Source organism: Pseudomonas sp. UC 17F4, from assembly GCF_900101695.1.
In the GTDB taxonomy this organism is placed as follows: domain Bacteria; phylum Pseudomonadota; class Gammaproteobacteria; order Pseudomonadales; family Pseudomonadaceae; genus Aquipseudomonas.
The window spans coordinates 54,772-81,181 of record NZ_FNKV01000002.1 but is presented as its reverse complement, the minus strand read 5'-3'; the positions used below and the strand labels follow the sequence as shown (position 1 = coordinate 81,181).

The following is a 26,410-nucleotide window of genomic DNA, read 5'->3' as shown; positions in this document are numbered from 1 at the left end:
GTGATGTGAAAAAGCCCGGCTCTAGAGCCGGGCTTTTTTGTACCTGTAGGAGCGGGCTTGCCCCGCGATGCAATAGTGATCGCACCATCGCATCGCGGGGCAAGCCCGCTCCTACAGAGTCAAAGCCTCAAACCCTTCGCGAATCTTCGCCTCCGGCAAATCGTCGGCAATGAACACCATCACACTCTCGCGCACTTCCCCCTCTGCCCACTCGGTATCCCAATCAAAGCCATAAAGCTTGAGCACCCCCTGAAACACCAGGCGCCGATCCTCGCCGGCAATGTTCAGCACGCCTTTGTAGCGAAGCAGTTGCTTGCCGTGCTCTTCAAGCAACTGGTTCATGAACTCGCTGAGGCGGTCGATATCCAGCGGCAGGTCGGTGCGCAGGACCATGCTGGAGATCCGGTCGACACTCGGCGCCGCTACTACCGGGCGCACGTTCAGACTGGCATTGAGGTTGAAACCCCGCACATCGAGCAACTCGGCCAGATCGATCTTGCCGTGTTCCACCACCCGGATCGGCGCACGGCGGTTGATCCGCCCCAGGCGCTCGCTCAGGGCCTGGAAGCTGGCGGCGTCGACCAGATCGGTCTTGCTCACCAGCAGGCGGTCGGCAAAACCGACCTGGGCCTGGGCAATGGCCTGGGTCAGGTGCTGATCGGCGTGCGCGGCATCCACCAGGGTGATGATGCCGTCGAGGATGTAGCGCTCGCGCAGCTCTTCATCGATGAAGAAGGTTTGCGCCACCGGCGCCGGGTCGGCCAGGCCCGTGCATTCGATCACCAGCCGGTCGAAGGCGATCTCGCCGCTGTCCAGGCGCTCGAGCAGCAGGAACAGCGCCTTGGTCAGGTCGGTGTGGATACTGCAGCACACGCAGCCGTTGGCCAGGGTCATGACCTGCACCGGCTCGTCGCCGAGCAGTTGGGTATCGATGCCGGCATCGCTGAATTCGTTTTCGATCACGGCAATCTTCAGGCCGTGCTCGGCCTTGAGCAGGTGGCGCAGCAAGGTGGTCTTGCCGGCGCCGAGAAAGCCGCTGAGCACGGTAACGGGAATTGGAGGTAACAAACCGAATACTCCTGAACGCTGAAAATGACTGTGGGAGCCCGGCGCGAACCGGGCTCCCACAGCTTTGTCACTGGCCTTGCATGCCGCTTTTCAACAGCACTTTGGCCCACCCTTGCCGCCGTAACGTGCCTCCTGGCGTTCGCGGAAGAACTCCTCGTAGGTCATTACCGGCTTGTCCGGGTGCTTGGTCTGCATATGCTCGACGTAGTTGTCGTAGTCGGGCATGCCGACCATCAGGCGGGCTGCCTGCCCCAGGTACTTACCCAGTCGACCGAGATCGTTGAACATCACTGCATTCCTCTTGGGTTACGCATCCGGCAGGGCCTGGAACGGGGACTCTTTGTCAGTCCGCTCTTTTTTGCCCAGGGCAGCGATGCCGACCTTGAGGGCGAAGAACAGAATGCTGAAGACCACGAACAGGAACAGGCCGGTCAGGGCCGCGTTGGTGTAGGCGTTGAAAATCACGTGCTGCATCTGCCCGATGTCCTTGGCCGGGGCCAGCACCTGGCCGGCGTCGAGCGCGGCGCTGTACTTGTTGGCCAGGGCCAGGAAGCCAACCGCCGGGTTCGGGTCGAACAGCTTGATGAAACCGGCGGTGGTGGTGCAGATCAGCAGCCATACCGCAGGCAGCAAGGTGACCCAGATGTAGCGCTGGCGCTTCATTTTGATCAGCACCACCGTGCCGAGCATCAGGGCGATACCGGCGAGCATCTGGTTGGAGATGCCGAACAGCGGCCACAAGGTGTTGATACCACCTAGCGGATCGATCACGCCCTGGTACAGCAGGTAACCCCAGAGCGCCACGCAACCGGCGGTGGCGAGCAGGTTGGCGCCCCACGATTCGGTGCGTTTGAGCGCAGGCACGAAGCTGCCCAGCAGGTCCTGGAGCATGAAGCGCCCGGCACGGGTACCGGCGTCCACCGCTGTGAGGATGAACAGCGCCTCGAACAGGATCGCGAAGTGGTACCAGAAGGCCATGGTGTTTTCACCCGGCAGCACCTGGTGAAGGATCTGCGCGATACCCACTGCCAGGGTCGGCGCACCGCCGGCACGGGCCAGGATGGTGTGCTCGCCGATGTCCTTGGCGACCGCTTCGAGGGCATCAGGGGTGATGGCAAAGCCCCAGCTGCTGACGGTTTGCGCTACCGAGACGACATCAGAGCCGACCACCGCGGCCGGGCTGTTCATGGCGAAGTACACGCCAGGCTCGATCACCGAAGCGGCAACCATGGCCATGATCGCCACGAACGACTCCATGAGCATGCCGCCGTAGCCGATGTAGCGGGCGTTGACTTCGTTATCCAGCAGCTTGGGCGTGGTCCCTGAGGAAATCAGCGCATGGAAGCCCGATACCGCGCCGCAGGCAATGGTGATGAACAGGAACGGGAACAGGGTGCCCTTCCACACCGGGCCGGTACCGTCGGTGAACTGGGTCAGCGCCGGCATTTTAAGCTCCGGGGCGATGATCAGGATACCGATGGCCAGGCCAACGATGGTGCCGATCTTGAGGAAGGTCGACAGGTAGTCACGCGGCGCCAGCACCAGCCAGACCGGCAGCACGGCGGCGACGAAACCGTAGCCCACCAGCATCCAGGTGATCTGCACGCCGGTAAAGGTGAACGCCGGGCCCCAGACCGGGTCGGCGGCAACCTGGCCCCCCAGCCAGATCGACAGCAACAGCAGCACCACGCCGATCAGCGAGATCTCGCCGATATGGCCCGGGCGGATGTAGCGCATGTAGATGCCCATGAACATCGCGATCGGGATGGTCGCCATCACCGTGAACATGCCCCACGGGCTCTCGGCCAGGGCCTTGACCACGATCAGCGCCAGCACCGCGAGGATGATGATCATGATCAGGAAGCAGCCGAACAGGGCGATGGTGCCCGGGATCCGGCCCATTTCTTCACGGACCATGTCACCCAGCGAGCGGCCGTTGCGGCGGGTGGAGAGGAACAGGATCATGAAGTCCTGTACCGCACCGGCCAGCACCACCCCGGCAATCAGCCAGAGCGTACCGGGCAGGTAGCCCATCTGCGCCGCCAGCACAGGACCGACCAACGGGCCGGCGCCGGCAATCGCGGCGAAGTGGTGGCCGAAAAGAATGTGTTTGTTGGTCGGCACGTAGTCCAGACCGTCGTTGTTGACCACTGCCGGGGTGGCCCGACGCGGGTCCAGCTGCATCACCTTGGTGGCGATGAACAGGCTGTAGTAGCGGTAGGCGACCAGGTAGATGGCCACCGAGGCGACGACGATCCACAAGGCGTTGATGGCCTCGCCACGACGCAGGGCAACCACACCCAGCGCACAGGCTCCTATGACTGCCAGCGCCAGCCACGGAATGTGGCGTAGCAGGCTATTATTGTTGTTCATGGTTTGCTTCCAGCTAGTGGATAAAAGACAGCCTTTCGAGTCTAGCGATACTGGCAGGAAAGGCCAGCCCCCACGTTGGTCTAGAGCCTTCCAGCGTGGTTGAACAAATCTCGTTATGCGCCCTTGCGCGGGCCTTGGCAAGTGCTGAGCTATAGTCAGGAAGAACCCCGGAGTGCCTGAACATGAGCGACCACCTAGAACGTCGACGTTTCAAACGCATTGCCTTCGACGCCCCCACCGAACTGGTGCAAGGCGAACACCGTTGGCAGGTCAGCCTGCTGGACATCTCCCTCAAGGGCATATTGATCGAATACCCCGAACCCTGGGACGCCGACCTCGAAGAGCTGTTCGATGCGGTGATTCACCTGGGTGAAGGCGCGCAGGTCGAGATGCAGGTGCAACTGCGCCATATCGATGAACAGCAGCTCGGCTTTATCTGCCTGCACATCGACCTGCCTTCGCTGGAGCATCTGTGCCGCCTGATCGAGCTTAATCTGGCCGATCGCACCGAACTGGAGCGCGAGTTCCACCAACTGATCGAAGTTTAGAAACTCTTAGCTTCCTACCTACCTTCCCCCAAATACCTTTCTTGTCCGTTTGGACAGCTTTATAGCCAGCCCCACGGTGCCCGCACGAGGCCCTGTGGCGCTGGCCTGTGGCTCTTGGAACAGAATCTGCATCCAGCCCTGAAGCCAAACCATGGGTAGGACTGTTCCTACGCAAATCTAAAAATTGTATACAATTGTTCTGGCATTCACGTGTAGGACTTGTCTACAGTAGCGCCACAACAATAAAACTGAGAACTTGCCCCATGAATACGTCCTCCCCTAGCACGTCTTCAGCCCAGCGTCCCGAAGACGAGAACCTGGGCCTTGGCGCCAACCTGGCTTATGGCCTGCAGCATGTTCTGACCATGTACGGCGGTATCGTCGCCGTGCCGTTGATCCTCGGCCAGGCGGCCGGCCTGGGCCCTGCCGACATCGGCCTGCTGATCGCCGCCTCGCTGTTTGCCGGTGGCCTCGCCACCCTGCTGCAAACCCTCGGCCTGCCGTGGTTCGGTTGCCAGCTGCCGCTGGTGCAGGGCGTGTCGTTCGCCGGTGTAGCAACCATGGGCGCAATTCTCAGCAGTGAAGGTGGCGGTGGCTTGCCCGGGGTACTGGGCGCGGTCATGGCGGCGTCGCTGATCGGCTTTCTGATTACCCCGGTGTTCTCGCGGATCACCAAGTTCTTCCCGCCGCTGGTGACCGGCATCGTCATCACCACCATCGGCCTGACCCTGATGCCAGTGGCCGCGCGCTGGGTCATGGGCGGCAACAGCAAGGCCCCGGATTTCGGCAGCATGGCCAACATCGGCCTGGCCGGGCTGACCTTCGTCATCGTCCTGGTGCTGAGCAAGCTGGGCAGCGCGACCATCTCGCGGCTGTCAATCCTCCTGGCCATGGTCATCGGTACCCTGATTGCCTGGTCGCTGGGCATGGCTGACTTCAGCAAGGTCCTCGACGGCCCGCTGGTGGCGATGCCGACGCCGTTCCACTTCGGCATGCCGACCTTCCACATCGCCGCCATCCTGTCGATGTGCATCGTGATCATGGTGACCCTGGTGGAAACCTCGGCGGACATCCTCGCAGTCGGTGAAATCATCGACACCAAGGTCGACTCCAAACGCCTGGGCAACGGCCTGCGCGCCGACATGGCCTCGAGCATCCTGGCGCCGATCTTCGGCTCCTTCACCCAGAGCGCCTTCGCCCAGAACGTCGGCCTGGTGGCCGTGACCGGGGTCAAGAGCCGCTACGTGGTGGCCACCGGCGGGGTGATCCTGGTAGTGCTCGGCCTGCTGCCGATCATGGGCCGGGTGATTGCCGCAGTGCCGACCTCGGTACTCGGTGGCGCTGGCATCGTGCTGTTCGGCACCGTTGCCGCCAGCGGTATCCGCACCCTGTCCAAGGTCAGCTACAAGAACAACGTCAACCTGATCATCGTCGCCGCCTCCCTGGGCTTTGGCATGATCCCGATCGCTGCGCCGAACTTCTACGCGCAGTTCCCCAACTGGTTCGAGACCATCTTCCACTCCGGCATCAGCTCGGCAGCGATCATGGCGATCGTCCTCAACCTGGTGTTCAACCACTTCACCACCGGCAACTCCGACCAGCAGTCGGTGTTCGCTGCCGCTTACGAACGCACCATCCACTACTCGGACATCTCCGCCCTGCGCGATGGTGACTACTTCGAAGATGGCAAGCTGTTCAACGCCGAGGGCATAGAAGTGCCGGTGATGAGCGAGGGCGAGCATGGAGAACCGCCGGCGCGACGAGAGACGGTTTCGGAACACTGAATGAGTTAGCGGTTGAATCTTCGGGGCCGGTGCACATGCACCGGCCTTTTCTATCGAGTCGCTAGTGTTGCACCGATGACAGCTGCTGGGTGTTCCAGTTCGCGGTGTTTGAAAGTCGGCATGTCAAATTATCTCTAGAGCGCTTCCACAGCAAGTCAAAACATAGCACATGAAAGCCCCGTTTTTATTGGACATACCAACAAAGCAGCTAAGCAATTATGTCAAAACCTGGCGAACGACAAGTCAAACGCCTGATTGCTGCAAGTCAAACGGCAAGCTGATCTCAGCGTCCCGCCAGGCCCTGCGAGCGACTCTTAAAATAGCCATTCAATTGCTGCAAATCCTGCGGCTCCAGCACCCCGGCCAGATAACGTAACTGCAGCCAGGCGCGCAGGTAGTCGTAGCGCGCCTGGGCCAGGTCGCGGCGGGCGCTGTAGAGCTGCTGCTCGGCATCGAGCACGTCGAGGTTGACCCGCTCACCGCCGGCCACGCTTCTGCGCGTAGCGCTAATCAAGCCGCGGGCGGATTTGACTGCCAGTTCATAGGCACGGATCTTCGCCGTGCTGCTGGCGCAGAGATTGAATTGCTTGCGCAGCTGGTTGACGGTATCGGCGATCTGCCCGTCGAGGCTGAAACGCGCACTGTCACGCTCGGCAGCTGCCTGGCGGGTCGCGGCCGACACCCCGCCGCCGGCGAACAGCGGCAGGCTGATCTGGATGCCGATGCTGTCGGTGTCATAGCGCTGGTCGTAGCTGCTTTCCGAGCTTGAGCTGGATTTGCCGCTGCTGGCGTAGGCGCTCAACGTTGGCAGGTGACCGGCGCGCTGGCGCTCGACGGCGTAGTCGGCGGCAACCAGGGCGTGTCGTTGGGAGGCCAGCTCGGCGTTGTGGGCAACCGCCAGGTCGCGCCAGCTTTCAAAACCCAGGGGCTGCAAAGGTTGAACGCGAAATTCGCCACTCAAGGGCGCCAGGTCGGCGACTTCCAGCGGTTCGCCGATGATCGCCTGCAGGCTCCGCAAGGCCGCATCGAGGTTGTCGCTGGCTTCGATTTCCTGGGCCTGGGCCAGCTCGTAACGGGCCTGGGTTTCCAGCAGGTCGGTGCGGGTGCCCTCGCCGCCCTTGAGCAGGCGCCGGTTCAATTGCAGTTGCTCGGCATAAGCGCGCCGCTGGGCCTGGGCCAGGGCGATCTGTTCGTTGGCGAACAGTGCTTCGCTGTAGGCGGCGAACACCCGCACCGCCAGTTCCTGGCTGCGGCTGCGAAAGCGCTCGTCGGCCAACAGCGCCTTGGCCACGCCCTGGCGGTACTCGGCCCAGGCGCCATAGTCGAACAGCGGCTGTTGCAAGGTCAGGGTCGAGGAATAGCTGCGGTAATCACGCTGGCTGGTGATGTTGCCGCGGGCGTTGGTCTGGGTCACTTCGGAGTCGTTGCGGGCATTGTTGTAGCGGTAGGACAGGTTCGGCAGCAGCGCCGCGCGGCCAATGGCGCGGCTCTCAAGGCCGGCATCGCGTTCGGCGATGGCGGCATGGAAGACCGGATCGTTACGCACCGCCAGGGCATAGGCATCGCCCAGGTCGACGGCGGCGGCCGAAAGGCTGGCACCCAGCAACAGCAGGCAGCATATCGCACGCATCGACATCATTCCTCCGCCAGGGCGACATGCACCCGGTCGGTCAACGGCTTGAACAGATAATTGAGCATCGAGCGCTCGCCGGTACGCACAAAGGCTTGCACCGGCATGCCGGGGCGAATGTCCTGGCCGGCCAGTTGCTGCAAGCCGGCATCGCTGACCTTGGCGCGCACCTGGTAGTAAGGTTGCTGGGTTTGCTCATCGACCAGGCGATCGGCCGAGACCAGGGTCAGTTCGCCATCGACCCGCGGAGTTTTGCTCTGGTTGAAGGCGACGAACATGATCTCTACCGGCAGGCCCGGATGCAGGCGATCGACCAGCTCCACCGGGGCGCGAGCATCGATCAGCAAGGGCGCGTCCATCGGGACGATCTCCATCAGTTGCTGACCACGGGCAATCACCCCGCCATTGGTGAACACGCTCAGGCCCACCACCGTGCCGCTGGCCGGGGCGCGCAGTTGGGTGTTGGCCAGTTCGAAGGCGGCGCTGCGCAGGCGGTTGCCGAGGTCTTCAGCACTGGACTGCATGTCGCTCAACTGCTGGCCGACTTCGCGCTGGTATTCCTGCTGACGTTGGGCCATGCGCAGTTTCAGCTCCAGGACCTGGCGGCGGCTGCGGCCGATATTGCCCAGGTCTTCGGAAATCGCGCCGTTGATCTGCGCGTACAGGCGTTCGCTGTCGAGCAGGCGGTTGCGCGGGATATAGCCGTCACGGGCCAGTTCGCGCAGGCCCTGCAATTGCTCGGCAAGCGCGGCGCGCTGTTCCTGCTTGTGGCTCATCGAGCCCTGCACGCCAGCCAGCATGGCCTCGGCGCCGGCGATGTTTTCGCGCAGGCCGGCCAGTTCCATGTCCAGCGACTGGCGGCGGCTGCTGCGCAACTGGCGTTGCAGTTCCAGGGCGGTGGCGACCCAGGGCTCGCTGACCAGTGCCTGCAACTCGGCCGGGAAAGTGATGCTTTCCAAGCCGTCACGCTCAGCTTGCAGGCGCGCCTCGCTGGCCCGGGCGTTGACGTATTGCACCCGCAACGAATCATGCTGGGCCTGGGCCTGGGTGGCGTCCATCTGCACCAGCACCTGGCCGGCGCTGACGCTGTCGCCATCGTGCACCAGCAGGCGTTCGATAGTTCCGCCGGTGGGATGCTGCACCGCCTGGCGGCTGCCGGCGACCACCACGTTGCCCGACACCGGCACGCCTTTGTCCAGCGGCGCCAGGGCTGCCCAGAGGATGAAACCGCCAAAGCCGCCGATCACCAGCCAGCGGCCCAGGCGGCTGTGACGGCGGGCATCGAGGCTCAGCAGGTTGTCGGGAATGGCTTGAGCGTGAAGCGACTGAGGGGCGGTCATGATCAGGATCTCGGGGTGCCATAGCTCATGCTGACGCTGGCCGCGCTGCGCAGCGCCGGAGTCGGAGCAGGCGTGGGAATGCCGGCTGGCTTGTGGCTGCGCTGCAAATCCTGCAGCACCCGCGCGGTCGGGCCGAAGGCCTGCATCTGGCCGTTCTGCAGCACCAGCAGCTTGTCTACTGCGGCCAGCAGGCTGGATTTGTGGGTAATCAGGATCAGCGTGCGCTGTTGCGCCTTGACCTGGCGGATCGCCTCGAGCAAGGCGCGTTCGCCGAAGTCATCGAGGTTGGAGTTGGGTTCATCGAGCACGATCAGTGCGGGTAGGCCGTATAGCGCCCGGGCCAGGCCGATGCGCTGGCGCTGGCCACCGGAGAGCCCCGCCCCGCCTTCACCAAGCTGGGTGTCATAGCCATTGGGCAGTTTCAGGATCAGCTCGTGGACACCGGCCAGTTGCGCAGCAGCCACCACCTGGTGCGAATCGACTTCACCCAAGCGGGCGATGTTCTCGGCAATGCTGCCGGCGAACAACTGCACGTCCTGGGGCAGGTAACCGATGTGCGCGCCGAGCAGGCCCTTGTCCCATTGCTGTAGCTCGGCGCCATCCAGACGCACCTTGCCGGCAGCCGGAATCGCCGCGCCAACCAGCAAGCGCGCCAGGGTCGACTTGCCCGAGCCCGACGCACCAATGATGCCCAGGCTGTCGCCGGCCGCCAGTTCGAAGCCGAGGTTGGCCAGGCACGGCTTGCGCGTGCCCGGCTGCAGGGCGCTGAGTTGCTCCACCAGCAAGCGCCCGCTGGGTGCCGGCAACGGCATGCCGAGTGCACGCGGCGGTTGCTCGCTGAGCAAGCTGTGCAAGCGCTCATAGGCCTGGCGGGCCGAACCCCACTGGCGCCACACGGCAATCAATTGGTCGATTGGCGCCAGCACCCGGGCCATAAGGATGGAGCCTGCGATCATCATCCCCGGGGTAATCAGTTGCTCGATCGCCAGCCACGCGCCCAGGCCCAGCACCAGCGATTGCAGGGTCAGGCGCAGGCTCTTGGACACCGCAGTCACTGCCGCCGTGCGCTCGCTGCCCAGGTTCTGGCGCAGGAGAAAACCATGGTGCAAGCTGGCCCAGCGCTGGCCCACCGCCGCCAGCATGCCCATGGCTTCCATCACTTCGGCATTGCGCAGGTTGGCGCCAGCCTGTTGCCCGGCCTGCTGCGCCAACTGCCCGGCTTCGGCGAACGGCGCCTGGGTCAGGCGCTCGTTGACCCAGGCGAGAATCGTCAACAGCACCGCGCCCACCAGCGCCATCAAGCCCAGCCATGGGCTGAACAGAAACATCACCAACAGGTACACCGGGAACCACGGCGCATCGAAAAAGGCGAACAGCGCCTGGCCGGTGGCGAACTGGCGCAAGGTGGTCAGGTCGCTCAGCACCTGGTTCGCTGCACCCTTGTGGCCGGCCAGACTGGCTTGGTAAGCGGCCTCGAACACCCGCGGGTTCAAGCGCATGTCCATTTGCGTGCCAAGGCGGATCACCACCAGGCTGCGTACCCATTCCAGCAGGCCCATGAAGGCGAACAAGCCCAGCACCATCAGGCTGAGCATCAGCAGGGTCATCTCGTTGCCCGAGGACAGCACCCGGTCGTAGACCTGCAGCATGTACAGCGCCGGCGCCAGCATCAGCAAGTTGATCACCGCAGTGAACAGGCCGATGTTGGCAAAGCCGGCGCGGCAGGCCTTGAGCGCCTGCAACACTTCGTTGGCAGGGCGGGAGCGGGTGGCTTTCATGAACGTCCTCGACAGGGCAAGCCTGCGGGCGATTGACCTCGCCGGCGCAGGCTCGCAGAATTCGCACCACCGCCACCTGGGCCCGGCAAAGACGCAGGCGGCGGGGTAAGCAAGCAGCGAATGGAGGAGTGATCTTCCATTCGCTTTTTTTTACCTGGGGTCAGGCGGCCAGGGCGAAGTCGTCAGCCAGGGCCTGGACACCCACGACATCGGCCGAGGCCACGCTCAGCGGGCCGGCAGCCAATGCAGCACTGACCACGTCGAAGCTGTCGTCGGTAGACACGCCGTAACCGGCCAGCAGGTTGTCCAGCACGCCTTCCAGGGCCGAGGTGTTGCCCTGCATCAGGCCGTAGATCACGCTCTGTACTTCGTTGCCGGCACGACCGGCGCCCAGCGCGGCGTCCAGGTCCAGGCCGTTGAAGCTGACCACGTAGTTGCTCAGGGTGAAGTCGCTACCGCTACCGCCGCCCAGCACCTGGCCCAGGGAAACGTTGTCCAGTTCGCCCCACAGGTAGTGGTTGAGGTTGTCACCGGCTGGCAGGCCGCGGTCGAACACATAGTGCAGACCATTGGCAGTGTTGCTGTCGGCGATGAATGCGTAGTCGGAGCCCTGGCTACCATGGGTAGCGTACTGGTCGCCGCTCAGGCTGCCGTTGCTGAAGCCGCCGGTATTGCTTTGTCCATGACCTGCAGTGACGAAGCCCGAAGTCCAGAACGCCAGGTAGTCATCGATCGACGAGCTGGAGAAGGCGGCATCGTAAGTAACGGAAAGAGTCATAACGGTTCCTCGTTGCATTGCATGATTGCGAAGGCGTATTCCCTGCCTTCGTGTCGCCCGACATGGGCAAACCCGGTGTGGATCAGAATTTGTATTCGAGCATCCCGCTCAAGGTCCGGCCGCGGGCCAGCGACAGGTTGTCGGTGTCGCCCATGGCCACGAAATAGGCTTCGTCGGTGGCGTTCTCCAGCGACAGCGCGAGGTTCAGGCTCGGCGTCATCCAGTAGCTGGCGTACAGGTCGTAGACCTTGTATTTGGGCCACTGCGCCTGGTCGATCAGGCGGTAGCCGTGGTCGTTGAGGTTCTCACCATTGCCCTTGCTGTAACGCAGGCGGGCGCCGACATCGAGGGTGCGGTCCAGAAAGCGCATGCCGACCGTCAGCGAGCCGCGATCTGCCGGCATGTAGCTGGCGTTGCCCATGATGTGACCGCAGCTGACTGTCTGATCGAGGTCGGCAGCGTCCTCGGCCCGCGAAACGCGCACTGGCAACATGATCACGCGGCTGCCGACCCGCACCGGGCGCAGCACCGTCCCGGCGCTGACCAGGCGCTGCCCTCCCCCCATGTACAACTGCTTGGAGCAGAAATCGTTGCTGCCAATCATGTGGGTATAACTGAGCTGGCTGTAGTAACGCCCGGCGTCGTAGTCGAGGCTGTATTCGACCCCGCGAAAACGCGTCTGCTCCAGGTTGTTCTGATACGCCGAGCGCCCGAGTGAAGTCCCCAGTGCAGAGGCGCCGGGCACATCGGCGTTGACATCCATGAACGAGAAATTGTCGATGCGGGTGTCGAAATAGGCGACCTTGGCGCCAAAGCGATCACCTTCCTGCAGCAACGATTCCTTGAACAGGTTCACCCCCAGCTCCCAGTTGTGCGACTCCTCGGCCTTGAGAAAGGGGTTGGGATAGAGCATCTCGCTACCGCCGCCATGGGGACGGCCGCTCATGAATACTTCAGTCACTGACGGCGGACGCCAGCCACGTCCCCAGCGGGTGTAGACCTGCATCCAGTCGACACCGGGCTTCAGCGCAATGCCGAAGGTGGGCGAGAAACGGCCCTGCTCGTGTTCTTCGTCAAAGATCAGGTGAGTCTGCACGCGTTGAAGGTTTTCACCCGTGACACCCCTTGGGTACATCCAGGTGGTGATGCCGGTTTCGCCGGTGAGGCGGTAACGGTCGTAGCGCAATCCGGCATCGACCGTCAGCCAGTCGCCATGCTCGTACTGCACATCGCCGAACAGGCTGGCCATGATGCGCTTGCCTTCAGGCGTGGCCCCCTGAACGTAAGGCAAAGCCTGTTCGTTGAGTGCCGGGACCCGATCGGTTTTCGGTTTGAAGCGATCCTGGAAGAATTCGGTGCCGTAGTTAAAGGTGAGCTTGTCGGCGTCCCCCAAATAGAAGCGCGAAGTATTTTCCAGTTGCAGGCCCCAGGTATCGGTCTGAAAACGATCGTCATACGCCTCGACGCGGTTGTTGCTGCTGGCCGAGGCGTCATTACCGGCGTTCCAGCGATCCTGGCGGGTCGAAACGAAATACAGCTTGGCCTTCAGATCGACCAGGTCGTTGTCCGGGCTGTAGCTGTAGTTGAGCGAGGCGTTGCGGGCGTTGAAATCACTGCTGCCGGTGCGCTTGTAATAGAACTGCCGAGTCTGATTGTCGTAATAGGTCCAGGCATCTTTGCTGTCCGTGTCGGTTTCCATGTAGTTGAGCTGCAGGCGCTGGTCGTTGGGCAGGTTCAGGCCCAGCTTGAGCAGTTGCGAGCGCGTGACGCTACCGGTCTCGCCGACCTCGGAGTGCAGCCAGTCCTTCCAGGCTTCGGGGTAGCTGGTCTTGCCGCGGATCTGGGTGCCGAGGTTGTCAGCGTTGTTGGTGCCGGCGCGGTAATCACCGAAGTGCCGCTCACTGACGCCCAGCAGTACATCGCCTAGCTCATTGCCGAAGGCAAACAATGCGCTGCCATTGAAGTTTGTGCCATTGCCCAGCTCACCGATGCCGTTGCCGGCGCGCAGGCGGCCACCGTACTCCTTGTCGGGGCCGAGAAAATCACGGGCCTGGACCGTGTTGAAGCTGGCAATACCGCCAATAACACCAGCACCGCCCATGCCCGCCTGGGTACCTTTTTCGATCTCGATGGAGCTGATGAACTCCGGGTCGATGAACATCACCCCGTTGCGCTGCTGATGGCCGTTGACGTTGAAGTTCTGGCGCATGCCGTCGATGTTCATGTTGACCCGGCCATAGTCCTGCACGCCGCGAATGTTCACCGACAGCCCCGGATCGCGCTGGTTGACCGCGGTGTAGACGCCGGCGGTTTCTTCGAGCATGTCAGCGGCGTGGCGCGGTGGGCGCTTGTCGATCTGCTCGCGGGTGATGACGCTGACCGAACGCGGCGTCTGGTAGACCCAGTCGGCATCGCTGTTGGAGTCGACATGGGTGGTACCCAGCTCGAGGGTCTGGCCATCATCACTGACCCGCTCCAGGCCGACCCGGTCAGTGCCGCTGAAGCGATAGCGCACGGGCGAACCGCGCAACAACAGGCCAAGCCCTTGCTGAGCCGAGTGCTCGCCGCGCAAACCCTCACTGCGCAGGCCAGCCAGTTTGCGGCTGTCGAAAAACACCTGGACCCCAGCCTGTTCGGCGAAGGCCAGCACGGCGCTGTCCAGCGCCTGGGCGGGAATGTCAAAGCGGATCAGGGCAGTAGTTTGGCTCGGGTGAGCGGGCTCGGCGGCCTGCACGCTACCGATCCCCATCGGCAAGGTCCAGGCCGCCAGCATCAGGCTGCTGGCAAGGGCTACCCGACCGAACGGCCGGGTGCGTCGTTGTTGTTGATTGCTCACGTCTGTTGCTCGCTGTGTTGGCGTTTTCTAGTAATGAAAATCAATCTCAACAAACAGACGTGCAACGCGGGAAAAGTCAGTAACGAAAATTCAAAAGAATTTCAGGGTGCTTGTTTCAGACGCCGCAGGTGAGCGCCGACAGCCCTTGTTGGCGGGCCTTGTCGCTGGTTTCGATGATCGATGCGGTGACCGCGACCTCATCACCACTGGCCGACATGTCACCGTCTTCGGCCACGCGGTAGCCCAGTTGGCGAAACAGCGAACGCACCTGCTCGGGCGGCGCATCGAAGTAGATCCCGTGCCATTCATAGCCGATGAACACCGCTGTGACCTTGATGCCGTGGAAGGGCAGATCGACCGGGTAGCTCACCTCCTCTTCCTGCGCCTGGGCAGGCAACGCCTGACGTTTGGCGATGGCCTTGTCGTAGTACGGCTCAAGCTTTGCGCCGAACTCGCACGTAGCGGGATCGAATTGCACCAGGTCGTCGGCCGCCAGCACGTGAGTGCTGGACACTCCGAGCAGCAAGGCGCCACAGATGGATGAAGCAACACACGCGAGAAAACCACTGGCCATATCCCTGCCTTGAGATCGTTGTCAAAACGCCAGTTTCGTAGAAAACAGCGCGACCGACAATCGCCGGCGCAGCGATCAATAGATCAGCGTCAGCCCGGGCAGGTCGAGGCGGCTGGCCTTGAGCTCTTCAGTCAGCATGGCCAGCGCGGCATCGAGGTTATCCAGGCGAAACATGCCGCTGACCTCACGCCGGGCCAGGGCCTTGTCAGTGATCAGCACATGGCCGTCACGGTAGCGATTGAGCTGTGCGGCCACCTCGGCCAGCGGTTCGCGCTCGAACACCAGCACGCCGCGCTGCCAGGCGCTGGCGCGACGCACGTCCTGCTCAGGCCATGGGCGAATGCCATGGGCGGCGTCGTAGCGCAGGCTTTGGCCTTCCTTGAGCACCTGCTCGGAACTGCCCGCGTGCGGGCTGGCCTGCAAGGTCACGGCAACACTGTGTTCGAGCATGCCGACCCAGGTGCCGCCGTCAGGCTCGGGGCCCACCACGAAACGCGTGCCCAGGGCGCGACTGCTGCCCCCTGCCCGCTCGACCACAAAGGGCCGTTGTTCAGCGCCAGAAACCGCTGCAACGGTGAACACTGCTTCACCGGCCAACAGGCGCACGCGGCGCTCGCTGTCGTTATAAGCCAGCTCGATGCCACTCTGGCTGTCGAGGTCGACCTGGCTGCCATCGGGCAGCGTCACCTGGCGAACTTCACCCTTGGCCGTGGCGTAATCGGCACGCAATGCCAGCGCCAGGCTCGGCGCCTGCTCCACGCCCACTACCGCCAGCACCAGTAACGCCGCCGTACTCAGCGCCCAGCGCAGGCGTGAACGGCGCCGACGCCCGGCCAGTGGCCGAGCCAGCGCCGGGGCTGCCATTGGCGCGGACTGGTGCATGCGCCCAAGACGGCCGAGATCAGCCCAGGTCGCCTGGGCAAAATCCAGCGCCTGGGCATGGCGCGGATCACAGGCCAGCCAGCGCGCCAGCGCCTGCGTCTGTTCGGGGTTCAACGGGCCGGCGCAGCGCAGCACCGCCCACTCGGCGGCCTGCTCGCGAATGGCTTGCTCTGGCGAGTTCTGGCTGGTCACACGGTTCTCTCGAATTCTGGTTATGTGAGTGCTGACGTCTGAAGGCGCATTTCCCAGTAAACCGTTCGTCATCCTGGTTCCTGCAGACACTGCATCACATAGGCCAGGGCCTTGGCCAGATGCTTCTGTACCGAGCTGTCGGAAATATCCAGCGCCCGCGCCACCTCGGCGTGGGTCATGCCCTCAAGGCGGTTCAGACGAAACACTTCCTGGGTGCGTGGCGGCAAGTCGGCCAGGGCCCGGCGCAGGCGGCGCATGTGCTGCTCGGTGGCGGCGTTTTCGTCCAGGCCCGGGCTGTCCTCGACGATGGTTTCCAGTGCTTCGTGGGGCACCGAATCGGTCTTTCGCCGTTGCTGCTGGCGAACATGATCGATCATCAGGTTGTGCGCGGTGCGATACAGGTAGGCCGGGGTGTTGTCGATTCGTTCGCGGCCCTGTTGCTCGGCCAGGCGCAGGAAACTTTCCTGCACCAGGTCGGCAGCCAGCTGCGGGTCACGCACCTTGCGCGTCAGCAACCCCTGCAAGGTTTTCGCGTGCTTGAGGAACAGCCGCTTCAAGTCGGACTCCGCCACGCGAACTCCCTGTGGATGGCCGGAAAGAAGGCGGTATGCTACTCGTTAGTGAGAATCAGTTGCAACTTCACCCCGGCACGCCTTGCACGTGCCGGGATGCGAAGATCACTCGAACAGCGCGTCCAGCGCCTGTTCAAGGCGGGTCACGGCAATCACCTGCAGCCCAGGCGGCGCTTCCTTCGGGGCGTTGCCCTTGGGCACGATGGCGCGCTTGAAGCCATGCTTGGCCGCTTCCTTCAAACGCTCCTGGCCGCTCGGCACCGGGCGCACTTCGCCAGACAAGCCAACCTCGCCAAACACCAGCAGGCCGTTGTCCAGCGGGCGGTTGCGCAGGCTGGACATGATCGCCGCCATCAGCGCCAGGTCGGAGGCCGTCTCCAGCACCTTGACGCCGCCGACCACGTTGAGGAACACGTCCTGGTCATGGGTAGGGATGCCGCCATGGCGATGCAGCACCGCCAGCAGCATGGCCAGGCGGTTCTGGTCCAGGCCCAGGGTGACCCGCCGCGGGTTGGACAGGTGGCTGTCGTCGACCAGGGCCTGGACCTCCACCAGCATCGGCCGGGTACCCTCCCAGGTGGCCATGACCACGCTGCCCGGTACTTCTTCCTGGGCACGCGTAAGAAAGATCGCCGAGGGGTTGGAGACTTCCTTCAGGCCACGGTCGGTCATGCCGAACACGCCCAGCTCGTTGACCGCGCCAAAACGGTTTTTCACCGCGCGCAGCAAACGCAAGCGGCCGTCGGATTCGCCCTCGAAATACAGCACGGTATCGACCATGTGCTCGAGCACCCGTGGCCCGGCCAGCGCGCCTTCCTTGGTCACGTGACCGACGAGGAAGATCGCCGTGCCGCTCTGCTTGGCATAACGCACCAGCAAGGCTGCGCTTTCGCGCACCTGGGAAACACCGCCAGGCGCCGACTGCAACTGCTCGGTGAAGATGGTCTGGATCGAGTCGATGACCATCACCTTGGGCTTCTCCAGCCGGGCGGTGGCGATGATGGTCTCGATACAGGTTTCGGTCATCACCCGCAGCTTGTCCTGGGGCAGGCCCAGGCGCCGGGCGCGCATCGCCACCTGCTGCTGGGACTCTTCGCCGGTGACGTACAGCGCCGGCATGCGCGTAGCGATGTTGCACAGGGTCTGCAGGAGGATGGTCGACTTGCCGATGCCCGGATCACCACCGATCAGCACCACCGAACCGTCGACCAGGCCGCCGCCGAGTACCCGGTCGAGTTCGGCACTGGCGGTAGTGAAGCGCGGGATTTCCTCGACACTGACTTCGGCCAGGGTCTTGATCTGCGCCTGCTGCCCGGCCCAGCCGGTGCGCCCGCTCGGTGCGGCGGCCGCGCCACTCTCGAGCACGGTCTCGACCAGGGTGTTCCAGGCACCGCATTCAGCGCATTGCCCGGCCCATTTCGGAAAGGTCGCGCCGCACTCGGTGCAGCCGTACATGCGCTTGGCCTTGGCCATGGGGACGGTCCTCTGGAAAAAGGCACCATCATAGCCGACCTCGGACGCCCCGGCGGGCAGAGAAAACGACAAAACTATTCGGTATAACCGCAGTCTGTTGCTGCAGCGCGGAGCATGAAGCGCATAGCTGAATTACACTGCGTTTACCCAACTCATCTGTTACAAGGAATAAACCATGGGCGTGCTCAATGAATTCAAGGCCTTCGCGGTCAAAGGGAATGTCGTCGATATGGCCGTCGGTATCATTATCGGCGCCGCCTTTGGCAAAATCGTTTCATCTTTTGTAGGTGACGTGATCATGCCACCGATCGGTTTGCTGATCGGCGGCGTCGATTTCAGCGACCTCGCGGTCACCCTCAAGGCCGCCGAAGGCGACATACCGGCGGTGGTGATGGCCTATGGCAAATTCATCCAGACCATCCTCGACTTCATCATCGTCGCCTTCGCGATTTTCATGGGCGTCAAGGTCATCAACCGCCTGAAACGCGAAGAAGCCGCCGCGCCGACCCTGCCGCCGGTGCCGACCAAAGAAGAAGAGCTGCTCACCGAAATTCGCGACCTGCTCAAGTCGCAGAATCGGCAACCCTGAACCCAGGGCTAAAAAAACGGCGTCTGCGGGCGCCGTTTTTGTTGGCGCTTACCAGTAGGTCTCGACCGCGACCTGACCGGGGCGGCGGCTGAGGCTGAGGTTCATGTCGCGCTGCTTGAGCACTTTGCGGGTGTCGTCGATCATCTGCGGGTTGCCACAGAGCATTACCCGCGAATGTTCCGGAGTCAGCGCCAGGCCCGCCGCGCGTTCAAGCTCGCCGTTCTCGATCAGGGTGGTAATGCGCTGGTTCAGCGCTCCCGGATGCTGCTCGCGGGTGACGATCGGGATGAACTGCAGCTTGCCGGCGTACTCGGCCAGGTAGTCGCGCTGCTCCAGGCCGGCGATCAAATCCAGGTAGGCCAGCTCGCGGGCCTCACGCACCGAATAAACCAGTTTGATCGACTCGAATCGCTCCCACACTTCGAAGTCCTGGAGGATCGACAGGAATGGCGCGATACCGGTGCCGGTCGCCAGCAGCCAGAGGTCGCGGCCATCAACGAAGCGGTCGAGGGTCAGGTAACCGAAGGCCTGGCGATCGATCAACAGGCTGTCGCCGGCGCCCAGGCGGCTCAGCTCACTGGTGAATTCGCCGCCCGGCACTACGATGGAAAAGAAATCCAGATGCTCGTCGAACGGTGAGGACACCATCGAATAGGCGCGCCAGACCACACTACCGTCTGCCTTGGTCACCCCAAGACGGGCGAACTGCCCGGCACGAAAACGAAAGCCCTGGTCGCGGCTGGTTCGCAGGCTGAACAGGCTGGGGGTCAGCGGCTGGACGTCGAGCAGCGTCTGGCGGGTGAACTTTTCAGCACTGGCAGTCATGGCTTGCTCCAAAAAACAGATGCCCCAGTGTCGCGCAAACGCCGAGGGATAAACACCGTTGGTTTGTAGTGGCATCAACCGCGGGCGCGGTACCAGCCGCACAAGCGACGCCGAAGGGAGAAAAACCCCTTGTCACAACACTTCAACAGCGACAGGAGAAAATCACTGCACGATGCCGGTAATAGCCCAATGATTTCGAACTGATATCAAGAAGATCGCTAAAGAACAGGCCTGCCAAAATGTTCACATTTCTATAGCCAAAAAACCCAACAAAACCGTGGGACATTTCCTACACTACTTTGCACCCTGCCAGATCTTGGATCCACCCCCTTGAGATCTCCCCCATGCCGCACTGGAAAGAACAGCAACTCGAGCAGTTGCTAGCCGAAACAGATGAACAACGGATGTTTGACCTGGCGGTTTCCCTGGCCCAGCAACTGGACATGGAGTACCTGTGTTTCGGCATGCGCGTGCAGATAGCCACTTTCGCGCCGCAAATGCGATTCTTCAACAACTATCCCGACGCCTGGAACGAACGCTACCAACGTTGCAACTACGTGGACATCGATCCCACCGTCGCCCATTGCCACCACTCCCTGATGCCATTGCTGTAGTGCGATGATGTGTTCCGAGAGACACCGGAATTTCGCGAAGAGGCAAAATCCTTCGGCTTGCGCCACGGCTGGAGCCAGTCGGCCCACGACATGCGTCACAACGAAAGCATCCTCAGCATCGCCCGCAGCCAGGGCGCAATCAATCTAGACGAACTCTATGACAAGGCCGGCCAGACCATCTGGCTGTGCAACCTGCTGCACACGCTGATGATTGACCGCCAACCCGGGCAAGCAACCCCGGCGTACAACCTTTCGGAGCGGGAAACCGAAGTGCTCAAATGGTCGGCCGCCGGCAAGACCGCCGCCGACATCGCCTGCATCCTCTCGCTGTCACAGAGCACGGTGAACTTTCACATCCGCAGCATCATCACCAAAACCAACGCCAGCAACAAAGCCGGCGCAATCGCCATTGCGGCGATGCGTGGCCTGATCTGAGCCAACGCCCCCGTACCTTCGCAAAGCACGGTAGAATCACGGCCCTGTAGAGCGCGCCGCGCGCACGCACATCAATGCCCCAGAGCCTTACACCATGCCCCTGCTGACCAGCCCCTTCGCCGAACTCGACCTGCTTCGCCAGCCCGAACAAGCCAACGATCCCCTGCAAGCCTTCGATGCTGCCGACGAGTATCTGCTGGAGCACCTGGCCGCGCAGGCACCTGCCGCCGATACCCGGGTACTGGTGCTCAACGACAGTTTCGGCGCCCTGGCCATCAGCCTGGCGCCGCATGTCTCGGTGCTCAGCAGCGGCGATTCGCACCTGGCGCACCTGGCCCTGGAAAAGAACCTGGTGCGCAATGGCCTGGCCTTCGACGCGGTGCCGTTCGTGGCGGCCAGTAGCACCTGGCAAGGCCCGTTCGACCGGGTACTGGTACGCGTGCCAAAGACTCTTGCCCTGCTCGAAGAGCAACTGATTCGCCTGCAAGGCCAACTGGCGCCCGGTGCCCAGGTTGTTGCCGGGGCCATGATCAAGCACCTGCCACGGGCTGCTGGCGATTTGCTGGAGAAATACATCGGCCCGGTGCAGGCATCGCTGGCGCAGAAAAAGGCCCGGCTGCTGATTGCCACCTTCGAGCCGAAGCCGGCGTTCGTTTCGCCCTACCCGACCCGCTACCAACTCGACGCGCCCCCCCTGGTGCTGCTCAACCACGCCAACGTGTTCTGCCGCGAAGGCCTGGACATCGGCACCCGGGCGTTCCTGCCGCACCTGCCCAAGGACCTCGGCGATGCACGTGTCGCGGACCTCGGTTGCGGCAATGGCGTGCTGGCCATCGCCAGCGCGCTGGCCAACCCGCAGGCGCAGTACACCCTGGTCGACGAGTCATACATGGCCGTGCAGTCGGCACTGGAAAACTGGCAGGCGGCGTTGGGCCCGCGTGAAGTCACGGTGCGCGCCGACGACGGCCTGGCCGGGCAGCCAGCGCAGTCGCTGGATGTGGTGCTGTGCAATCCGCCGTTCCATCAACAGCAGGTAGTCGGTGACTTCCTCGCCTGGCAGATGTTCCAGCAAGCGCGCGAGGCGCTGGTGGTCGGTGGTGCGCTGTATATCGTCGGCAATCGTCACCTGGGTTATCACAGCAAGCTGGCGCGCTTGTTCCGTGGGGTCGAGCAGGTGGCGGCGACGCCCAAGTTCGTGGTGCTCAAGGCGCGTAAATAGGCCAGTACCGCGTCGCCTGAATCACGCGTCAAGCCGCCCCCACAGGGCAAAAAAAACCCTCCGCAGCTGATGCTGCGAAGGGCTGTAAATCCGCCGCAAGGCGGGATGGGAAATATCGTACTAGTGCGTGCTCAGTCCGGCCGCACTCATGAACAGGCGCATCAGCCAGGCGACCAGGGCCAGGCTCACCACGCTGCCGACCCAGATCGCTACCAACCAGCCCAGGCGCTGCCAGAGCGGTTTCTTCTCTTCGTCCATCGTGCCTTTGCCAGTCATTGCCATGCTCCCCTAGTGGTAGCCATCTTCGTGGGTCACCTTGCCGCGGAACACGTAATAGCTCCAGAAGGTGTAACCGAGGATGAACGGGATGATGAACAAGGTCCCGACCAGCATGAAGCCCTGGCTTTGCGGCGGCGCGGCAGCGTCCCAGATCGAGATCGACGGCGGAATGATGTTCGGCCACAAGCTGATGCCCAGGCCGCTGTAGCCGAGGAAGATCAGCACCAGGGTCAGCAGGAACGGGGTGTAGTGTGCGTTACGCGCCACCGCCCGGAGCAAACCGTAAAGAGTTACCAGGACCAGGATCGGTACCGGCAGGAACCAGAACAGGTTGGGCAGGCTGAACCAGCGCTCGGCAATGTCCGGGTGGGCCAGCGGCGTCCAGATACTGACGATGCCGGTCACCGCCAGCAGCACCAGGGCCAGCGGCCGCGCCAGGTCGTGCATCTGCAGTTGCAGCTTGCCTTCGGTCTTCATGATCAGCCAGGTGCAGCCGAGCAAGGCGTAAGCCACGATCAGGCCCAGGCCGCAGAACAGGCTGAACGGGGTCAGCCAGTCGAGGCTGCCGCCAGCGTAGCTGCGATCGACCACCTCAAAGCCTTCGATGAAGGCGCCCAGGGCCACGCCCTGGAAGAAGGTAGCCGCCAGCGAGCCGCCGATGAAGGCCTTGTCCCACAGGTGACGCTTGGCTGCAGTGGCCTTGAAGCGGAACTCGAAGGCCACGCCGCGAAAGATCAGCCCGATCAGCATCAGCATCAACGGCAGGTACAGCGCTGAAAGCACCACGGCGTAGGCCAGCGGGAAGGCGCCGAACAGCGCCGCGCCACCGAGCACCAGCCAGGTTTCGTTACCGTCCCAGACCGGGGCGACAGTGTTCATCATCACATCGCGGTCCTGCTCGCCCTTGACGAACGGGAAGAGGATGCCGATGCCAAGGTCAAAGCCGTCCATGACCACATACATCATGATGCCGAAGATGATGATGATGGCCCAGATAAGCGGAAGATCAACACCCATGATTCAGTTCCCCTTGTTCAGGCTGGCGTGCTCGCCATTGTCATGATCGTCATCGGCGGCAGACAGCGGCCGTGCCGGGGTGCGTTGCTGGCCGGGGCCACCCGGGTTGGTCTCGTCGCCTTCACCGGTTTTCGGCCCTTTGCGCACCAGGCGCATCATGTAGCCAAGGCCGGTACCGAACAGCGCGAAGTAGACCACCACGAACATCACCAGGGTCAGGCCGAGCTGGCCGTAGCTGTGGTTCGAGGCGCCATCGGCGGTGCGCATCAGGCCATAGACCACCCAGGGCTGGCGGCCGATCTCGGTGGTGAACCAGCCGGCGAGGATCGCGATCAGGCCGGAGGGGCCCATCCACAAGGTCAGGTACAGGAACGGCCGCGAGCTGTAGAGCCTGTCGCTCTTGCGCAGCCACAGGCTCCAGAGGCCGACGAAGATCATCAGCATGCCAAGGCCGACCATGACCCGGAACGACCAGAAGACGATGGTCGAGTTAGGCCGGTCTTCTTTCGGAAACTCCTTCATCGCCGGCACTTGCTTGTCCAGGCTGTGGGTCAGGATCAGGCTGCCCAGCGCCGGGATTTCCACCTTGAAGCGGGTGGTCTCGGCTTCCATGTCGGGGATACCGAAGAGGATCAGCGGGGTCGGTTCGCCTGGCTTGTTTTCCCAGTGGCCTTCGATAGCAGCGATTTTCACCGGCTGGTGCTTGAGGGTATTGAGGCCGTGGAAGTCGCCGATCACCGCTTGTACCGGGGCGACGATCAGGGCCATCCACATGGCCATCGAAAGCATCTTGCGAATCGCCGGGTTATCGCGGCCGCGCAGCAAGTGCCAGGCGGCCGAGGCGCCGACGAAGAACGCTGTAGCAACAAAGGCGGCAGTCGCCATGTGCGCCAGGCGGTAAGGGAACGACGGGTTGAAGATCACCGCGAACCAGTCCACCGGCACGACTACGCCGTTGACGATTTCGTAGCCCTGGGGGGTCTGCATCCAGCTGTTGGAGGCGAGGATCCAGAAGGTCGAGATCAAAGTGCCGATGGCCACCATGACCGTGGCGAAAAAGTGCAGCCCACGGCCGACGCGGTTCCAGCCAAAGAGCATGACGCCAAGGAAACCGGCTTCAAGGAAGAAGGCGGTGAGAACTTCGTAAGTGAGCAGCGGCCCGGTGACGGAGCCAGCGAAATCGGAGAACTTGCTCCAGTTGGTGCCGAACTGGTAGGCCATGACCAGACCGGAGACCACCCCCATGCCGAAGTTGACGGCAAAGATTTTCGACCAGAAATGGTAAAGGTCACGGTAGACGCTGTTGTTGCTCTTCAGCCACAGCCCTTCGAGAACAGCCAGGTAGCTCGCCAGGCCAATGGTGATGGCCGGGAACAGGATGTGAAAGGACACGGTAAACGCGAACTGAATTCGGGCGAGATCTAGAGCCTCTAATCCGAACATAGTGCTTCCTCTGTCAGGTAATCCGGCGTCAGGCGGTGGCCTTGGCGCCAACTGCCCCCACGGTAGTTGAGTGCGGCAAGTTGGAATTGTTCTGTAAACATCACATCGCAGGGAATTCGGCCGTCTGGCCATGCCGTTGCAAATGAAACAATTGATCCAGATCAACGGATGCCTGAAAGGATAGTCCTGAACGGGCTGTGCGCTTGTGTGGTTGATTGCCGCGTGACCGGTTGTCTCACCCCCTTTACCGCGCCCCAAAACAGTGCGCTTACCGCACGCAGGTGCCATTCCTCGCAACCTGCTGTTACAAAGTGGTGATAACCTGCAGCGTCGATCCCTGCGCCGAGGCTCTGTTTCGCCGATGTCAGACCCCGTTTTGCTGCTGCGTCATCACCGTCCCTTCCTGGCCTTCTGGCTGGCCCGGGTATTTACCGCCAGCGGCTTTCAGATGCTTACCGTGGCGATCGGCTGGCACCTCTACCAATTGACCGGCAATGTCCTCGACCTAGGCCTGGTGGGCCTGGTGGAATTTGCCCCGCGGGTGCTGTTCATGCTGCACACCGGACACGTCGCCGACCGCTATGACCGGCGCCGGGTCGCCGCCCTGTGCCAGAGTGCCCAGGCCATGATCGCCCTGGTGCTGGTGGTCGCCAGCAGCACCCACAGCGTCAGCCGCGAACTGATCTTCCTGCTGGCGTTCTTGCTCGGTAGCGCACGCTCCTTTGAAATGCCGGCGACCCAGGCGCTGCTGCCCAATGTGGTGCCCTCCGAGCTGTTTCCACGTGCCGTGGCTGCTTCTGCCTCGGCGATGCAGGCGGCGACCATCGTCGCGCCGGCGGTGGGCGGTTTTCTCTATGCCTTTGGCAGCGTCTGGGTGTACGGGCCGACGGTAGCGTTGTACCTGATTGCCTGCGTGTTGACCCTGGGCCTGGTGTCGCGCCAGCAACCAGGCAACCAGGGCCGCGCCAGCCTCGAATCGTTGATGGCCGGCATTCGCTTTATCCGCAGCCGCCCGGACATCCTCGGGGCGATCTCCCTGGACCTGTTCGCCGTGCTGCTGGGCGGCGCCACCGCGCTGTTGCCGGTGTTTGCCAAGGACATCCTGCTGACCGGCCCCTGGGGCCTGGGCCTGCTGCGCTCGGCGCCGGCGGTGGGCGCCCTGCTGATGTCGCTGTGGCTGGCGCGCTTTCCGGTGGAGCGCAAGGTCGGGCGGGTGATGTTTACCGCTGTCGGCGTGTTCGGGGTGGCGACCATTGCCTTTGGCCTGTCCACTTCGTTATGGTTTTCCCTCGCCGTGCTGGCGGTGCTGGGCGCCGCCGACATGATCAGCATGGTAATACGCGGTGCCTTCGTGCAGCTGGAGACACCGGATGAAATGCGCGGCCGGGTCAGCGCGGTGAACGGGCTGTTCATCGGCGCCTCGAACCAGCTCGGTGAGTTCGAGTCAGGAGTGACTGCGCACTGGTTCGGCACGGTACCGGCGGTAGTGCTGGGCGGGGTCGGCACGCTGCTGGTGACCGGGGTGTGGATCAAGCTGTTTCCGACCCTGGCTGGGCGCGATCATATGCATAAGCAGTGAGGGCCTGTGGGAGCGGGCTTGCCCCGCGATAGTCACACCCGCAGCTCAGCCGCCACCCGCTTGCGCAGCACCCTGCCCGCCAGTTGCTCGACCAACACCAAGGCAAATTCCAGCGCCGCCGCCGACCCCTGGGCGGTGATGCAATTACCGTCCACCACCACCGGCTGATCGACAAAGCTGCACCCGGACAACCCCTGGCTGACAGCCGGGTCACAGGTCATGCGTCGCTGGCGCAACACACCATAGGCCTGCAGCGCCAACGGCGCTTCGCCGATCGCGGCAAAAAACTTGCCGGCCCTGGCCTGATCCTTGACCTGCTGCGCCAGTGGTTGGTGCGCGGCCATGTGCTGTGCGCCTTTTTCGCCCCCGGGCAAGACCATCAGGTCGAACGGCTGGGCCAGCAGGTCGACCAGCATGCCGTCGGCGGTCAAGCGCGTGCCGCGGGCACAGGTGAGCATCCGCCGGCCTTCGATACTGGCCACCACCACTTCGATCTCGGCGCGGCGCAGCACGTCGATCAGGGTCACGCTCTGCAGGTCATCCGCGCCTTCGGCGACTACGATCAGGGCTCTGTGGGTCATC

Annotated in this window: 22 protein-coding genes and 1 pseudogene; 6 read left to right on the top strand and 17 right to left on the bottom strand. The window is 63.0% G+C overall.

The annotated features are described in order from the left end of the window. Window positions 1–111: 111 nt before the first annotated feature. The 3 genes from yjiA to BLR26_RS25610 all read right to left on the bottom strand — a co-directional run bounded on the left by yjiA (window position 112) and on the right by BLR26_RS25610 (window position 3,441). The gene (gene yjiA, locus BLR26_RS25620) at window positions 112–1,068 is read right to left on the bottom strand and encodes a GTPase (RefSeq protein ID WP_093387875.1); all 957 of its coding nucleotides are present in this window, start codon (window positions 1,066–1,068) and stop codon (window positions 112–114) included. Between the two features lie 90 nt (window positions 1,069–1,158). Beyond that, window positions 1,159–1,356, bottom strand: a complete 198-nt coding sequence (locus tag BLR26_RS25615; RefSeq protein ID WP_010226397.1) for a YbdD/YjiX family protein — start codon at window positions 1,354–1,356, stop codon at window positions 1,159–1,161. A gap of 18 nt (window positions 1,357–1,374) precedes the next feature. Next, window positions 1,375–3,441 (bottom strand): carbon starvation CstA family protein, encoded by a 2,067-nt coding sequence (locus BLR26_RS25610; protein WP_045195915.1) that lies wholly within the window; start codon window positions 3,439–3,441, stop codon window positions 1,375–1,377. A gap of 182 nt (window positions 3,442–3,623) precedes the next feature. Here BLR26_RS25610 and BLR26_RS25605 point away from each other — a divergent pair, with 182 nt between their 5' ends. Both BLR26_RS25605 and BLR26_RS25600 read left to right on the top strand, forming a co-directional pair. Further along, a complete protein-coding gene (locus BLR26_RS25605; protein WP_093387872.1) occupies window positions 3,624–3,989 on the top strand; it encodes a PilZ domain-containing protein in 366 nt (121 codons plus the stop codon). 263 nt (window positions 3,990–4,252) lie between these two features. After that, a complete protein-coding gene (locus tag BLR26_RS25600) occupies window positions 4,253–5,773 on the top strand; it encodes a nucleobase:cation symporter-2 family protein (RefSeq protein WP_045195912.1) in 1,521 nt (506 codons plus the stop codon). 283 nt (window positions 5,774–6,056) lie between these two features. Here the strand turns inward: BLR26_RS25600 and BLR26_RS25595 are convergent, their stop codons facing one another. From BLR26_RS25595 to radA, 9 genes are all read right to left on the bottom strand, one after another. After that, a complete protein-coding gene (locus BLR26_RS25595; protein ID WP_093388205.1) occupies window positions 6,057–7,403 on the bottom strand; it encodes a TolC family outer membrane protein in 1,347 nt (448 codons plus the stop codon). Between the two features lie 5 nt (window positions 7,404–7,408). Then, window positions 7,409–8,743, bottom strand: a complete 1,335-nt coding sequence (locus tag BLR26_RS25590; protein ID WP_093387869.1) for an HlyD family type I secretion periplasmic adaptor subunit — start codon at window positions 8,741–8,743, stop codon at window positions 7,409–7,411. A gap of 2 nt (window positions 8,744–8,745) precedes the next feature. Further along, on the bottom strand, window positions 8,746–10,521 hold the full coding sequence (locus BLR26_RS25585) for a type I secretion system permease/ATPase (protein WP_093387866.1): 1,776 nt from the start codon (window positions 10,519–10,521) through the stop codon (window positions 8,746–8,748). Between the two features lie 160 nt (window positions 10,522–10,681). After that, window positions 10,682–11,299, bottom strand: coding sequence for a heme acquisition protein HasA (locus tag BLR26_RS25580; protein WP_093387863.1), 618 nt, complete (start codon window positions 11,297–11,299; stop codon window positions 10,682–10,684). Window positions 11,300–11,381: 82 nt separating this feature from the next. Continuing rightward, window positions 11,382–14,072: a TonB-dependent receptor gene (locus BLR26_RS25575; RefSeq protein WP_093387860.1), complete on the bottom strand. Its 2,691-nt coding sequence runs from the start codon at window positions 14,070–14,072 to the stop codon at window positions 11,382–11,384. 178 nt (window positions 14,073–14,250) lie between these two features. Then, window positions 14,251–14,709 carry a hypothetical protein gene (locus BLR26_RS25570; protein WP_143013313.1) on the bottom strand — a complete coding sequence of 153 codons (459 nt, stop codon included), beginning with the start codon at window positions 14,707–14,709 and terminating at the stop codon, window positions 14,251–14,253. A gap of 75 nt (window positions 14,710–14,784) precedes the next feature. Next, window positions 14,785–15,783 carry a FecR family protein gene (locus BLR26_RS25565; RefSeq protein ID WP_256326782.1) on the bottom strand — a complete coding sequence of 333 codons (999 nt, stop codon included), beginning with the start codon at window positions 15,781–15,783 and terminating at the stop codon, window positions 14,785–14,787. 68 nt (window positions 15,784–15,851) lie between these two features. Beyond that, window positions 15,852–16,355 carry an RNA polymerase sigma factor gene (locus BLR26_RS25560; RefSeq protein WP_045195901.1) on the bottom strand — a complete coding sequence of 168 codons (504 nt, stop codon included), beginning with the start codon at window positions 16,353–16,355 and terminating at the stop codon, window positions 15,852–15,854. Window positions 16,356–16,460: 105 nt separating this feature from the next. Next, on the bottom strand, window positions 16,461–17,828 hold the full coding sequence (gene radA, locus BLR26_RS25555; RefSeq protein WP_045195900.1) for a DNA repair protein RadA: 1,368 nt from the start codon (window positions 17,826–17,828) through the stop codon (window positions 16,461–16,463). 175 nt (window positions 17,829–18,003) lie between these two features. Between radA and mscL the strand changes: the two genes are divergently transcribed. After that, window positions 18,004–18,417 carry a large-conductance mechanosensitive channel protein MscL gene (mscL, locus tag BLR26_RS25550; RefSeq protein ID WP_093387855.1) on the top strand — a complete coding sequence of 138 codons (414 nt, stop codon included), beginning with the start codon at window positions 18,004–18,006 and terminating at the stop codon, window positions 18,415–18,417. A gap of 48 nt (window positions 18,418–18,465) precedes the next feature. Here the strand turns inward: mscL and BLR26_RS25545 are convergent, their stop codons facing one another. Further along, the gene (locus BLR26_RS25545) at window positions 18,466–19,242 is read right to left on the bottom strand and encodes a ferredoxin--NADP reductase (protein WP_093387852.1); all 777 of its coding nucleotides are present in this window, start codon (window positions 19,240–19,242) and stop codon (window positions 18,466–18,468) included. Window positions 19,243–19,586: 344 nt separating this feature from the next. On the opposite strand from BLR26_RS25545, the pseudogene BLR26_RS25540 reads away from it, so the two are divergent. Both BLR26_RS25540 and BLR26_RS25535 read left to right on the top strand, forming a co-directional pair. Beyond that, a pseudogene (locus tag BLR26_RS25540) lies at window positions 19,587–20,291 on the top strand (autoinducer binding domain-containing protein). 94 nt (window positions 20,292–20,385) lie between these two features. Further along, window positions 20,386–21,510, top strand: coding sequence for a methyltransferase (locus BLR26_RS25535; RefSeq protein WP_093387849.1), 1,125 nt, complete (start codon window positions 20,386–20,388; stop codon window positions 21,508–21,510). 120 nt (window positions 21,511–21,630) lie between these two features. On the opposite strand, the gene BLR26_RS25530 is transcribed toward BLR26_RS25535, so the two are convergent. The 3 genes from BLR26_RS25530 to BLR26_RS25520 are packed head-to-tail and all read right to left on the bottom strand — an operon-like array spanning window position 21,631 to window position 24,249. Further along, complete coding sequence (locus BLR26_RS25530) at window positions 21,631–21,786, bottom strand: DUF2474 domain-containing protein (RefSeq protein WP_045195893.1); 156 nt, start codon at window positions 21,784–21,786, stop codon at window positions 21,631–21,633. A gap of 12 nt (window positions 21,787–21,798) precedes the next feature. Beyond that, window positions 21,799–22,806, bottom strand: a complete 1,008-nt coding sequence (gene cydB, locus BLR26_RS25525; RefSeq protein WP_045195891.1) for a cytochrome d ubiquinol oxidase subunit II — start codon at window positions 22,804–22,806, stop codon at window positions 21,799–21,801. 3 nt (window positions 22,807–22,809) lie between these two features. Further along, the gene (locus BLR26_RS25520; protein ID WP_093387846.1) at window positions 22,810–24,249 is read right to left on the bottom strand and encodes a cytochrome ubiquinol oxidase subunit I; all 1,440 of its coding nucleotides are present in this window, start codon (window positions 24,247–24,249) and stop codon (window positions 22,810–22,812) included. Between the two features lie 361 nt (window positions 24,250–24,610). On the opposite strand from BLR26_RS25520, the gene BLR26_RS25515 reads away from it, so the two are divergent. Next, entirely contained in the window at window positions 24,611–25,828 is a 1,218-nt protein-coding gene (locus BLR26_RS25515) for an MFS transporter (protein ID WP_093387843.1), read from the top strand. Between the two features lie 32 nt (window positions 25,829–25,860). On the opposite strand, the gene BLR26_RS25510 is transcribed toward BLR26_RS25515, so the two are convergent. Next, a complete protein-coding gene (locus tag BLR26_RS25510; RefSeq protein ID WP_093387840.1) occupies window positions 25,861–26,409 on the bottom strand; it encodes a DJ-1 family glyoxalase III in 549 nt (182 codons plus the stop codon). Window position 26,410: the final 1 nt, after the last annotated feature.